Raw genomic sequence first — 13,278 nt, 5'->3', positions numbered from 1 at the left:
ATGCCTGGCGTTCCCTTGTGCGCGCAGTCGCGCCAGATTGATTCGCAACGCCGGGGCAAACCCGAATGGCTCGTTGGCACCGCGGCGCGTCTCTCGCCACAGGCGTCAAGTCATGTGAACGGCACTACGGTGACTATTCGCGCGAATGGCATTTTCCTTCATACTGGCAGCCTCAGCATCGAAACGGCGTTGCCGTGCGGTCGTCGTATGCGGTAGTCGTATTACTTAGGAGCATGATCCATGCATGATTCTTATCTTGCGCATGTGCGCAGCACGCTCGATCAAATTCGCGCCGACGGTTTTTACAAGTCCGAGCGCGTGATCTCAAGTCCGCAGTCGGCCGATATCCGCCTGGCGGACGGCAGCGACATGCTGAACTTCTGCGCGAACAATTACCTCGGTCTTGCGAACGACGCCCGCCTGATCGAAGCCGCCAAACAAGGCCTCGACCGAGACGGTTTCGGCATGGCGTCAGTGCGGTTTATCTGCGGCACGCAAACTGTTCACAAGGAACTGGAGCAAGCACTCGCCAGCTTCCTGCAGACCGACGATTGCATCCTGTACTCGAGTTGCTTCGATGCCAACGGCGGCCTGTTCGAAACCTTGCTCGATGAATCCGACGCCATCATCAGCGACGAACTCAATCATGCGAGCATTATCGACGGCGTGCGTTTGTCGAAGGCCAAGCGCTATCGCTACAAGAACAACGATCTGTCCGATCTTGAAACGAAGCTTCGCGAAGCCGATGCTGCCGGTGCGCGCTTCAAGCTGATCGCCACCGACGGCGTGTTTTCGATGGACGGCATCATCGCGAATCTTGCCGGCATCTGCGACCTCGCCGATCGATACGGCGCGCTGGTCATGGTCGACGACTCGCACGCGGTGGGCTTTATCGGCGAGCATGGACGCGGCACGCCAGAGCATTGCGGCGTGCTGTCCCGCATCGACATCATCACCGGCACATTGGGCAAAGCGCTGGGCGGTGCGTCCGGCGGGTATGTGGCTGCGCGCCGCGAGATTGTCGAACTGTTGCGGCAACGCTCGCGCCCGTATCTGTTCTCGAACACGCTGACACCCAGCATTGCCGCCGCCACGCTCAAGGTGCTCGAACTGCTGGCGAGCGACGAAGGCGCCCGGTTGCGCGCGAGCGTGGCCGCGAACGGCGCGCATTTCCGCGATGCCATGAGCAAGCTCGGGTTCACGCTTGTGCCCGGCCAACATCCGATCATCCCCGTGATGCTCGGCGACGCCCAGGTCGCGTCGCGCATGGCGGACGCGCTGCTGCATGAAGGCGTCTACGTCATCGGGTTTTCGTTCCCCGTGGTGCCGAAAGGACGCGCCCGTATCCGCACTCAGATGAGCGCCGCGCATACACCGGCGCAGATCGATCGCGCGGTCGATGCGTTTGCGCGCGTCGGCCGTTCACTGGGCATCATCTGAAACATCGGGACATATCGGACAACCATGAAAGCACTCGCAAAACTGGAACGTGGCCCGGGGCTGACGCTGACGCGCGTCAAGAAGCCTGAAGTCGGGCATAACGATGTGATGATCCGCATCACGCGCACGGCGATCTGCGGCACCGACATCCATATCTGGAAGTGGGACGAGTGGGCGCAGAAGACCATTCCCGTGCCCATGCATGTGGGTCACGAATACGTTGGCGAGATCGTGGAGATGGGGCAGGAAGTGCGCGGCTTCGCCATCGGCGACCGCGTGTCGGGTGAAGGTCATATCACCTGCGGATTCTGCAGGAACTGTCGAGCGGGACGTCGGCATCTGTGCCGCAATACGGTGGGCGTGGGTGTGAATCGTCCCGGCGCGTTCGCTGAATTTCTCGTCATTCCGGCGTTCAACGCGTTCAAGATTCCACCGGAAATCTCCGACGACCTCGCCGCTATCTTCGATCCGTTCGGCAACGCGACGCATACAGCGCTGTCGTTCAATCTCGTCGGCGAGGACGTGCTGATCACGGGCGCAGGGCCCATCGGCATCATGGCAGTGGCCATTGCCAAGCATGTGGGTGCGCGCAATGTGGTGATCACCGATGTGAACGATTACCGGCTGGAACTCGCACGCAAAATGGGGGCGACCCAGGCGGTGAATGTGTCCGAGACGTCACTGCGCGACGTCATGGCCGAACTGCACATGACCGAAGGATTTGACGTTGGGCTGGAAATGTCCGGCGTGCCGAGCGCGTTCACGGGCTTGCTCGAAGCGATGAATCACGGCGGCAAGGTGGCATTGCTGGGCATCCCGCCCGCGAACATGGCGATCGACTGGACCCAGGTGATATTCAAGGGGCTGGAGATCAAGGGCATCTATGGCCGGGAAATGTTCGAGACCTGGTACAAGATGGTCGCCATGCTGCAGAGCGGACTCGATCTCTCTCCTATCCTCACGCACAGCTTCGCGGTGGACGACTATGAAGAGGCGTTTGCGACCATGCTCTCAGGCCAGAGCGGCAAGGTGATTCTGGACTGGACGGTTTGATTTTGCCGGGCTGGAGTCATGTCTGCGAGATTCCAGCCCGGTGCAGCTACGCACGTTCCAGCGTCGCTATCTCACGCACCACCACCAGCAGCATCGAAAGACTCGCGCCGCTTGTTGCACGCAATTCCGCCAGCAAACGCGCATAGCGTTCGACCGCCGCTTCTCTTTTAGCCCGCCAGTTTTCCACGATCACTTCCGGCGTATCGATATCGCGTGTTTGTTCGAGCGCACTGACCGTCAACGCACGCTTCAGCCGAGCCAGCTCTTCCAACGCAGCCGCGCGAGCCAGCAAATCCCAATGCGTGGATGCCGGCAACGCCATCGCCCGCTCGGCGATCCAGCTGTAATTCAACAACGTGCCGATGGCGAAATAAACGCTCGCGACGGTCTCCAGGCTACGGTCACAACTGGCCGCCACTTCAGCGCTGTCCAGCACCGCAGTCGATAACCCGCCGCTCGCCACCAGCGCCGCCAGCGGACTTTCAACTCCCGCCTCCTCCAGCACGCGACGCCGCACCGTCCATCCATCGAGTTCATCGGCAGGCAGTAAATGCGGCAACTGCGGCGCAAGCCTCTGAGCCGCTTCGCGACAACGCGCGACACGTTCAGTCGCGAGACACGTGTCCTGCGTCGAGACCTTCAGATGACGCAGGAACCAGAGCGTCGCGCCCTCCAGCAAACGCACGACATCGACGAACATTTTCGCCTGCACTTCGTCTGCCACGCGATTGTCGAGCGCGTCGATATTGCGCCATACCTCGTTCAGGCCGAATACATCGCGCCCCATGATGCAGGCGCGCACGATCTCGCTCGGACACGCATCGGTTTCTTCCATCAGCCGATGCACGAAGGTGCAGCCAACCCGGTTGATCAGCGCATTCGTCAGGTGCGTGGCCAGTATCTCGCGCCGGAGCGGATGGCGTTGCATCGGCTCGCTGTAACGCGCCTGCAGGGGCAGCGGAAAATAGTCAGGCAGCATGCCTGCGACGAGCACGTCCTCGGGAACATCGGAGGCGAGCAGTTCGTCATACAGCCACATCTTGCTGTAAGCCAGCAGCACGGCGCGCTCGGGCGACGTGAGCCCAAGCTTTGCCGCCTGACGTTCGGTGATGTCTTCATCCGACGGCAGGAACTCGATCTTGCGTTTCAACCGCCCTGCGCGTTCGAGCCAGCGCATCAGCCGCGCCTCGCCGTCGAGCATCTCGGCCACGTAGCGGTTCGCAATCGATAACGCCTGCGTCTGCGCGTAGTTATCGTTCAGGACGAGCAAGCCGACTTCATCGGTCATCTCGGCCAGCAGCGCGTTACGCTGCTTTTCAGTCATTTCGCCGTCGGCTACGACCAGGCCCAGCAGGATCTTGATGTTGACTTCGTGGTCCGAGCAATCGACGCCGGCGGAGTTGTCGATGGCGTCCGTGTTGATACGCCCGCCATGCTGTGCGTATTCGATACGGCCAAGCTGCGTCACGCCAAGGTTGCCCCCTTCGGCAAGCACCTTGCAACGCAGTTCGGAACCGTTGACGCGCACGGCGTCGTTCGTACGATCGCCAACTTGTGCAGGCGTCTCGCGCGTCGACTTGACGTACGTGCCCACGCCGCCGTTGTAGAGCAGATGTACATCGGCCAACAGGACCGCGCGGATCAACTCGTTTGGCGCAAGCGTGGTCGCGGTTACGTCGAGCGCGGCCTGGACTTGCGGCGACAGTGCAATGGTCTTCGCGGTGCGCGGGAATATTCCGCCTCCGGCCGAAACCAGCGAGGCTTCGTAGTCCGCCCAGCTCGATCGCGGCAGCGCGAACAGCCGCTCGCGTTCGTTGAAACTGGCTGCGGTATCGGGGTTCGGATCGAGGAAGATATGACGATGATCAAATGCCGCGATCAGGCGGATATGGCGCGAGAGCAGCATGCCGTTGCCGAACACATCGCCTGACATATCGCCAATGCCAACCACCGAGAAATCGGTCGTCTGCGTATCCACGCCCATCTCGCGCGAATGGCGCTTGACCGATTCCCACGCGCCGCGCGCGGTGATCGCCATTCTCTTGTGGTCGTAGCCTACCGACCCGCCCGACGCGAATGCGTCGTCGAGCCAGAAGCCGTATTCGTGCGCGATGGCGTTCGCATAATCGGAGAAGGTGGCTGTGCCCTTGTCGGCGGCGACAACAAGGTAGGGGTCATCGGGATCATGACGCACGGTATCCGGTGGCGGCACGATTACGCCGGCCACGCGGTTGTCCGTCACGTCGAGCAGACCACGCAGGAACATCTGGTAGCACGCCACGCCTTCGCGCGCGAATGCCTCGCGATCCGTGACCGGCGGCGGGTTCTTCACCACAAAGCCGCCCTTCGATCCTACCGGCACGATCACGGTGTTTTTCACCATCTGCGCTTTCATGAGGCCGAGCACTTCAGTGCGAAAATCTTCTCGCCGATCCGACCATCGCAAGCCGCCTCGCGCCACCTTGCCGCCTCGCAAGTGCACGCCTTCAACCCGCGGCGCATAGACCCAGATCTCGAACATCGGCTTGGGTTCGGGCAGACCCGGCACCATCGACGGATCGAGCTTGAACGACAAATAATGCTTGGGCTTACCTTCGGCATCCTTACGAAAGTGGTTGGTTCGGACGGTCGCGTTGATCACGCCAAGGAACTGCCGCAGGATGCGGTCTTCGTCGAGATTCGGTACGTTGTCGAGCGCGGTTTCTATTTCGGCCAGCACGTGTTGCGTGCGCGTGTCGCGAAGCTCACGGCTTTGAGGGTTATCACCGACCACCCCGGGAAGCGCTGGATTGAAGCGCACCAAAAACAGTTCAAGCAACTTGCGCGCAATCGCCGGGTTGCCGGTGAGCGCGCGTTCTATATAGGCGTCGCTGAAGGTAGACCCCACTTGCCGCAGATACTTCGCGTAAGCCCGCAGGATAGTCACGTCACGGGCGCCGAGTTGCGCGCGCAGGACCAGTCTGTTGAATCCGTCGTTCTCGACTTCACCCGTCCAGACGCTGGCGAACGCGTTCTCGAACAGCTCCTTGACGCGATCGATATCGAATTCCACGTCGTCGGCAAGCTCCAGGCCGAAGTCGTGTATCCACGCGTGCGGCGCGCCTAGCGGTTCGATCCGGTACGGCCGTTCTTCATCTACACGCACGCCGAGATGCTCCAGCATAGGCAGGCTATGAGACAACGCAATCGGGTCGCCCACGCGGTACACCTTGAATCGAAACGCCCGGCGTCCCGCTTCAATCGGCCTGTAAAGGCTCATCGCCAGACCGCCTTCCCTCACTTGCGTCTGCTCGATCAGTTCGATGTCGCGTACTGCTGTGCGAGCCGGATAATCCTCGCGATAACCCGCCGGAAACGAATCCGCGTATCGATTCAGAAGCCGGTTGCCCTGCTCCTCGCCGAAGCTGTCGATCAACGCATCCGCCAGATCGTCCTGCCAGCGGCGCGCGACCTGCACGATCCGCTGCTCGAGTTCGCGCGTATCGGCTTCGGGGATCGTGCCTTTATCGGAGCGCACCGTAATGTAGATGCGCGCGAGTGGAGACTCTGACAACAGCGGGGTGAACTCGATGCTCTTGCCGTTGAACGCCTCCATGAGCACCTTCGCGATACGCTTGCGCAAGTCCGTATTGAACTTGTCGCGCGGCACGAACACAAGGCATGAAACAAAGCGGTCGAACCGGTCGCGCCGCACGAATAACCGTGTGCGCTGATGCTCCTGCAAACGCAGCACGCCGAGCGCGATATCGAACAGGTCGTCTTCATCCGCTTCGAAGAGTTCTTCGCGCGGATATTGTTCGAGCACGGTCACTAGCGACTTATGCAGATGCCCCTTCGCAAGAAACCCTGCACGCCTGAAGATGTTCGCGCATTTGCGCCGGACGATCGGGATCTCGGACGTAGGAACCAGGTACGCAGTGGACGTGTACAAGCCAATGAACCGCCGCTCGCCGATCACCTTGCCGTCCGCGCCAATGCGCTTCACGCCAACGTAGTCCAGATAACCCGGCCTATGTACGGTCGCGCGTGAGTTGGCCTTGGTGAGAAAGATCGGCGCGGTGCCGTTGATGATGGCCGCGGCGGCTGGAGGCAGAGGCGTGGTGTTATCAGCTGAAGACGGGCGCAGGCTTTCACGCAACAGTCCCGCGCCGGAGCCCGGCACACCGCGCAACGCGAAGCCGTTGTCTTGCGTGATGAGTTCATAGTCGCGGTGACCGAGGAAGGTGAAATGATCCGCCACCATCCACTCCAGGAACGCGCGCGCTTCCACGCCGTCCGCGCTGGTCTCGCGCGCTTTCATCTCACCTATGGTTGAACGCGCGACCTCGACGATCTTCGGCCAGTCCTCAACCGATGCACGTACGTCGCCCAGTACGCGCGCGATGTCGCTGCGCAACCCGTCGAGTTTTGCTGCTTCGCCGCAACGGTCCACTTCAAAATGGATAAACGATTCAAGGCGCGATTGCGGATCGCCGTTGTCGACGTGTCCCAGCGCAATGCGCGTGATCGCCCCGCTTGCGTCGCGAGAGACCCGGAACACCGGATGAATGGCTGAATGCATCGCGAGACCGAGACGGTTGACCGCCATGGTGACCGAGTCGACGAGGAACGGCATGTCGTCGTTGACGATCTCGACTACCGTGTGATCGGAATGCCAGCCGTGTTGTTCGAGGTTGGGGTTGTAGACTCGCAGGACCTCGCGGCCCGTCGTGAATTTCTGCGCCGTCTGCCAATGCGCCATGGCCGCACCGTAGAGATCGGCTATATCGCGGCTCTGGACGTCTTCTGGGTCTGCAAGCTCGTAGTAGTGGCTCAGGAGGGGCTCAACGACATTGAACGCGGGCTCTGGAAGCCGTCCCCGTGCAAAGTCGACTACGTCGGTGAGAAGGTGCGCAACGCGTTCTTCGCTCTTGGTCAGCATGTCGTCTCCCGGTCTGGCGCGTTCGGTGCTCGAATTATGCGCCAAGTTTTGTGACACTTGAGCGCAAGAAGCACCGTCCGCGGAAACCCTCAGACGCTGACCTTATCTTTAATCTTAACGTTGACCCTAACGCTGATTGGAGCCCGACACGACATCGATCCATACCGCGAGCACGAGGATGCCGCCCTTCACGATCATCTGCCAATACGAATCCACATCGAGCATGGACATGCCATTGTCCAGGCTCGCCATGACCAGCGCCCCGATCAACGCGCCATAGACGGTCCCTGACCCGCCGCGCATGGACGTCCCGCCGATAAAGCACGCGGCGATAGCGTCGAGCTCGCCCATCGTTCCCGCCGATGGCGACCCGGCCGCCAGCCGTGCCGTGTTGACGAGTCCGGCAAGCGCGCACATCAGGCCCATCAACGCGAAGATCATCAGCTTCACTCGGTTCGTATTCACGCCGGATAAACGCGTTGCTTCGAGGTTTGAACCGACTGCATAAATGCGTCGGCCGAACACGGTCTGCGTAGCGATATAGGTGAAAATACCGAGCAACGCGAGCAGCAGCAACACCGGTACGGGAATACCGCCGTACCGGTTAAGCGTAGTCACGAACGCGACCAGCACGAGCCCCGCCGCTACGATCTTCACGCCGTCCTGCCACAGCGGCACGACCGGCAGCTTGTAACGCAGGCGGTTCTGACGCTGGCGCACAGTGAGCGAAACGAGCAACGCAAACAGCACGACAGCCAGCGCATTGCCCGCCATGCGCGGCAAATATCCCTGGCCGATAAACACTAGGTTGCTGGACACCGGCGCGATCGTCGAACCGCCAGTCACGCCGAGCAGCACACCCCGATAAGCCAGCATGCCGCCAAGCCCGACGATGAACGATGGCACCCGCAGATACGTCGACCACCAGCCATTGAACATGCCGATGGCGATGCCGAGCAGCATGACCGCCGGCACCGTGAACTGGATCGGCCAGTGATGCGAGACATCGAGAATGGCGGCCACGCCGCCGAGCAGTCCGAGCAGCGATCCAACCGATAGATCGATCTCGCCCGAGATGATCACGAACACCATGCCGCACGCGAGCATGCCGGTGATCGACATCTGCCGCAGCAGGTTCGACAGGTTGCGTGGCGTGACAAACGCGCCATCCGTGAGGAAGGAAAAGAAGATCCAGATGACCGTGACAGCCAGTAGCAATGCGAGCAACTTGTATCGCGTGAAAAGCTGCTTGAAGCGCTGCCCGGATGTGGAGTTGGAGCTGCCGGTGGCGCTGCGTTTAGGCGACGAGGTGACGTCAGGAGTCATGCGACGCTCGCTTGAAAAGAGTTTGTCTGTGGGGTCGCGCGGATGGCTGCCGCCAGGATGTGTTCCTGCGTGAGCCCTTCATTGATGAAGTCGCCGCGCAGCTGGCCTTCGCCTATGACGAGCACGCGGTCGCTCACGCCAAGCACTTCGTTCAGTTCCGACGACACCACGATGATCGACACGCCGCGCCGGGCCAGCGCGAACATGAGCTTGTAGATCTCGAACTTGGCGCCTACGTCGACGCCTCGCGTGGGTTCATCGAGGATAAGAATTTCTGGGTCGGTCAGCAGCATCTTGGTCAGCACGGCCTTCTGCTGATTGCCGCCGGAAAGGCTGGCAATAGAGAGCATTGGCGTCGCGGCACGCACGGAAAGCCGCTTCATTTCTGTATGGATCGTGTCGAGTTCGGCAGCGGAATCTATGCGGCCGCCCTTTGCAAAACGGTTTAGCACGGCCAGCGTGATGTTATGCCCCACACCCAGTTGCGGCACGATGCCGTGACGCTTGCGGTCTTCAGGCACCATGCCGATACCGGCATCAATTGCATTGGCGGGGGTCTTGATCTTGAGGCGCTTGCCGTTCAGATAAACCTCAGCCTCGCTGACGCCCGGGTACGCGCCGAAGATCGCCTGCATCAGCTCGGTGCGCCCTGCGCCGACCAGTCCGGCAACGCCGAGAATCTCGCCCTTGCGCAGCGAAAACGAGACGTCGTCAACGCGCTTGCGCCGCGGGTTGGTCACATCGAAGCAAGTCACATGACGCGCCTCGAAGATCACTTCGCCAATGTCGTGCGGCTCGCGCGGGAACAGGTTCTTGATCTCGCGGCCGACCATCATCGCGATGATCTTGTCGGTGCTCAGATCCTTCATGGGCTGCGTGCTGACATGCCTGCCGTCGCGGATTACCGTGATGGTGTCGCAGACCGCTTCCACCTCGTCGAGCTTGTGAGAGATGTACACGCAAGCCACGCCCCGCTTCTTGAGATCACGCACGATGTCCAGCAAGATGCGGATTTCGCTCGCTGTCAACGACGACGATGGTTCATCGAGGATCAGCAACTTCGCGCGCTTGTTCAGCGCCTTGGCAATTTCAATCAGTTGCTGATGGCCGCCGCCATAGTTCATCACCGGCTGAGCCACGTTGATGCCGCTGATGTTCAGTTCGCGCAGCAATTCGTCGGCGCGCTGATACATGGCGGCGTAGTTCATCCGGCCGCCGCTCAGCGTGATCTCATTGCCGAGGAAGATGTTTTCCGCGACGGACAACTGCGGCACGAGCATCAATTCCTGGTGGATGATGACAATGCCGGCATCCTCTGTTTCGCGGATAGTCGATGCCTGCAAAGGCTTACCTTCCCAGAGAATTTCTCCTTCCCACGTACCGTGCGGATAGACGCCGGACAGCACTTTCATCAGCGTCGATTTACCTGCGCCGTTTTCGCCGCACAAACCGACGCATTCCCCGGGCGAGACCACGAGGTCAATACCATCAAGCGCCTTCACACCGCCAAACGTCTTGACGATGCCGTGCATTTCCAGCAGCGCGTTTGCCATGCGGTTTTTATCCTGGACAGTGAATCAGCGTGAAGGCCCCAACGTAAGCGTTATACGTTAAACGTTAAGGAGCCCTCACGCCCGGCATGACGCAGCAGAGTGCTTAGTTCCCTGCCAACTGGGCTTGCGTATAGAAGCCGTCCTTCACCACGGTATCGACATTGCTCTTGGTCAGGAGCGTCGGCTGCAGCAACACGGTGTTGACCTGCTTCATGCCGTTGTCGTATTTCGCGTTAAAGGCCGGTTGCTGTCCTTTCGCCAGATCCACCGCCAGTTTGGCCGCTTCGCCCGCAATCAGTTTCAGCGGTTTATAGACAGTCATGGTCTGCGTGCCGTCCACCAGGCGCTTGACTGCCGCCAGGTCAGCATCCTGTCCGGAGATAGGCACCTTGCCCGAGAGGTGCTGCGCGGCCAGCGCTTGAATGGCGCCGCCTGCGGTGCCGTCATTGGACGCCACAATGGCGTCGATCTTGTTGTTGTTCGCGGTCAGGGCATCTTCCGTGATGCGCAGCGCGGTCGCGGCGCTCCATTCCGGCACCCATTGCTGGCCGACAATCTTGATGTCGCCGCGATCAATGGCCGGCTTCAATATCTTCAACTGCCCTTCACGCAGCATCTTTGCGTTGTTGTCGGTGGGTGCGCCGCCGAGCATGAAGTAGTTACCCTTGGGCTGCGCATTGAATACGCCTTGCGCCTGCATTTCGCCGACCTTTTCGTTGTCGAAGGAGATATAGGCGTCCACATCCGCGTCGAGGATCAGGCGGTCATACGACACCACCTTGATGCCCGCCTTCTTCGCTTCGGCCACTACATTGCCGAGGGTTTTCGAATTGAACGGCACGATCACGATGACATCGACGCCGCGCGAGATCAGGTTTTCAATCTGCGATATCTGCCGTTCTTCGCTGGCATCGGCGGATTGGACGGATACCTTGGCGCCCAGCTTCGTGGCGGCGGCCACGAAATAATCCCGGTCACGCGACCAGCGCTCGACTCGCAAATCGTCAATACAGAAGCCGATTTCAGGCTTGTCCTTGCTCGCATGAGCCAGGGTAGGAAGCACGGTCAGCGTGGCGAACATCGCTCCACAGACCAGCGTCCCGAGTACGGCACGGCGTTTCACAGACCGCTTCACAGACTTCATGTCTCACTCCTTTTTTATGGTTGACGGGCCGATACGTCTCCCTGCGCGGCCGGTCAGGGCAACGCATGTGCGAGAGAAGGGACGTCGGCGGAACCTACTGCGTGCGCCTGCTGCTTGCGCCACGAATCGAATGTTCGCGGTCGTCGGTTTTACTAACTATTTGTTCGGGTTACTTGTATATAGCCCGGTTGACGATATTTTCGAGTTGCTCTTGTTGCCCGCTCACATGCTGAGGGTTAACACGGCGTGCCAGCGCATCCATCGCCAGCGATTCGAGAGAGTAACCGCCCGACAGTATCTTGCGGCCAAATTCCGTGTCCCAACCCGCATAACGCTGGGTCTTGAACTCGGCGAGCTTGTCGTTTTCGACCAGCGTGGCTGCCCGTTCAAGCGCGATGGCGATGACATCGATGGCGCCGATGTGCCCGAAGAACAAATCCTCCGGCGCTACGCTTTGGCGCCGTACCTTGGCATCGAAATTCATGCCGCCGCTGCTAAAGCCGCCGTGTCGCAGGATTTCATAGAGCGCCAGGGTCACCTCTTCGACGCTGTTCGGAAACTGGTCTGTGTCCCAGCCGTTTTGCGGATCGCCGCGATTTGCGTCGACACTGCCAAAGATGCCGAGTGAGTAAGCCGTCGCGATCTCGTGATGGAACGAATGTCCTGCAAGCGTTGCGTGATTCGCTTCGATGTTCACGCGGATTTCATTTTGCAAGCCGAACTGCGCGAGGAAACCGTGGACCGTGGCGACGTCGTAATCGTATTGGTGCTTGGTCGGCTCTTGCGGTTTCGGCTCGATCAGCAAGGCGCCTTTGAAACCCGTCTTGTGCTTATGCTCCACCACCATGTTGAGGAAGCGGCCAAGCTGATCGCGTTCGCGTTTGAGATCCGTGTTCAGCAACGTGTCGTATCCTTCCCGGCCGCCCCATAGCACATAGTTTTCGCCGCCGAGCCTGTGGGTGGCCTCAAGCGCCTGGAATACCTGGGTGGCCGCGAACGCAAACACTTCTGGGTTCGGATTGGTGGCTGCGCCGGCTGCGTAACGCGGATGCGAGAACAGGTTCGCCGTACCCCATAACAGCTTGATGCCTGTCTCTTCCTGCTTGGCCGCCAGATAGTCCGTCACGCCTTTGAAGTTATTCACGTAGTGCTTGATGCTGTCACCTTCGGGTGACACGTCTGTGTCATGGAAGGTGTAGTACGGCGCGCCCAGTTTCGAGAAAAACTCGAACGCCGAGTCGGCTTTTACATGGGCTCGTTCTATGGGGTCGCCGGGTTGCTGCCACGGGCGGTGAAAGGTTCCCTGCCCAAACATGTCTACGCCGGGCCATACGAATGTGTGCCAGTAGCAGACCGCCAGCCGCAAGTGATCCTCCATGCGCTTGCCGAGTACCAGCTTGTCGCGGTCGTAATGACGGAAGGCAAAAGGATTGTTGGACTCGGGGCCTTCGTACCGCACGGCCGGCAGATGTTCGAAATATGACATGGCGTCTCCTTCTTTTTTGATGTGACACCATGCTGCCAGCATCGTCGATGGGTGGGCAATTGCGAAATCCGCCAGCGTTCATGGTGTTTCTTGATGGGGGGCGGTCGGGGAGTGTTGGAGTGGTAGGTTTCTGGGTTAGCGGTTGGGGTTTATGCCGGGGTGCGCGGGTTCTGGGTTAGCGGTCTGGGTCATTGCCGGGTTGCTGCTTTCACGGTTAGTGGTCTGCGAGAGTCGGATTTTCTCTTTATCACTATTAGCCACTGCGCGTGGCGGCGCGTCATTTCTTTGTCCAAAGCGACAAAGAAACGAAGCAAAGAAAACGCTTTCACCGCTCTACCCTAAGTGTCCACAGCGT

At 60.1% G+C, this 13,278-nt stretch carries 7 protein-coding genes; 2 read left to right on the top strand and 5 right to left on the bottom strand.

Features of this window, described 5'->3' with window-relative positions; genetic code table 11:
• Positions 1–240: 240 nt before the first annotated feature.
• The gene (locus ACMX25_RS26170) at positions 241–1,440 is read left to right on the top strand and encodes a glycine C-acetyltransferase (RefSeq protein ID WP_414952912.1); all 1,200 of its coding nucleotides are present in this window, start codon (positions 241–243) and stop codon (positions 1,438–1,440) included.
• 24 nt (positions 1,441–1,464) lie between these two features.
• Positions 1,465–2,493, top strand: a complete 1,029-nt coding sequence (gene tdh / locus ACMX25_RS26165) for an L-threonine 3-dehydrogenase (RefSeq protein WP_414952911.1) — start codon at positions 1,465–1,467, stop codon at positions 2,491–2,493.
• A gap of 46 nt (positions 2,494–2,539) precedes the next feature.
• Here the strand turns inward: tdh and ACMX25_RS26160 are convergent, their stop codons facing one another.
• From ACMX25_RS26160 to xylA, 5 genes are all read right to left on the bottom strand, one after another.
• Positions 2,540–7,414: an NAD-glutamate dehydrogenase gene (locus tag ACMX25_RS26160; RefSeq protein ID WP_414952910.1), complete on the bottom strand. Its 4,875-nt coding sequence runs from the start codon at positions 7,412–7,414 to the stop codon at positions 2,540–2,542.
• Between the two features lie 126 nt (positions 7,415–7,540).
• Positions 7,541–8,740, bottom strand: a complete 1,200-nt coding sequence (locus tag ACMX25_RS26155; RefSeq protein ID WP_414952909.1) for a sugar ABC transporter permease — start codon at positions 8,738–8,740, stop codon at positions 7,541–7,543.
• The gene (xylG, locus tag ACMX25_RS26150) at positions 8,737–10,293 is read right to left on the bottom strand and encodes a D-xylose ABC transporter ATP-binding protein (protein ID WP_414952908.1); all 1,557 of its coding nucleotides are present in this window, start codon (positions 10,291–10,293) and stop codon (positions 8,737–8,739) included. The genes ACMX25_RS26155 and xylG overlap by 4 nt, the downstream gene beginning before the upstream one ends.
• A gap of 103 nt (positions 10,294–10,396) precedes the next feature.
• Positions 10,397–11,437, bottom strand: coding sequence for a D-xylose ABC transporter substrate-binding protein (xylF, locus tag ACMX25_RS26145; RefSeq protein ID WP_414952907.1), 1,041 nt, complete (start codon positions 11,435–11,437; stop codon positions 10,397–10,399).
• 169 nt (positions 11,438–11,606) lie between these two features.
• Positions 11,607–12,923: a xylose isomerase gene (gene xylA / locus ACMX25_RS26140; RefSeq protein ID WP_414952906.1), complete on the bottom strand. Its 1,317-nt coding sequence runs from the start codon at positions 12,921–12,923 to the stop codon at positions 11,607–11,609.
• Positions 12,924–13,278: the final 355 nt, after the last annotated feature.

This window comes from Caballeronia eucalypticola, from assembly GCF_047608185.1.
Taxonomy (GTDB): domain Bacteria; phylum Pseudomonadota; class Gammaproteobacteria; order Burkholderiales; family Burkholderiaceae; genus Caballeronia.
Note: the sequence above shows the minus strand (reverse complement) of the source record. Positions and strands in the feature narration are given on the sequence as shown.

What these genes read in the sequence shown, in the direction of transcription:
- ACMX25_RS26160 (WP_414952910.1), bottom strand. Translation starts at nt 7,414, where the DNA reads ATGCTGACCAAGAGCGAAGAACGCGTTGCGCACCTTCTCACCGACGTA.
- xylA (WP_414952906.1), bottom strand. Translation starts at nt 12,923, where the DNA reads ATGTCATATTTCGAACATCTGCCGGCCGTGCGGTACGAAGGCCCCGAG.
- xylG (WP_414952908.1), bottom strand. Translation starts at nt 10,293, where the DNA reads ATGGCAAACGCGCTGCTGGAAATGCACGGCATCGTCAAGACGTTTGGC.
- tdh (WP_414952911.1), top strand. Translation starts at nt 1,465, where the DNA reads ATGAAAGCACTCGCAAAACTGGAACGTGGCCCGGGGCTGACGCTGACG.
- xylF (WP_414952907.1), bottom strand. Translation starts at nt 11,437, where the DNA reads ATGAAGTCTGTGAAGCGGTCTGTGAAACGCCGTGCCGTACTCGGGACG.
- ACMX25_RS26155 (WP_414952909.1), bottom strand. Translation starts at nt 8,740, where the DNA reads ATGACTCCTGACGTCACCTCGTCGCCTAAACGCAGCGCCACCGGCAGC.
- ACMX25_RS26170 (WP_414952912.1), top strand. Translation starts at nt 241, where the DNA reads ATGCATGATTCTTATCTTGCGCATGTGCGCAGCACGCTCGATCAAATT.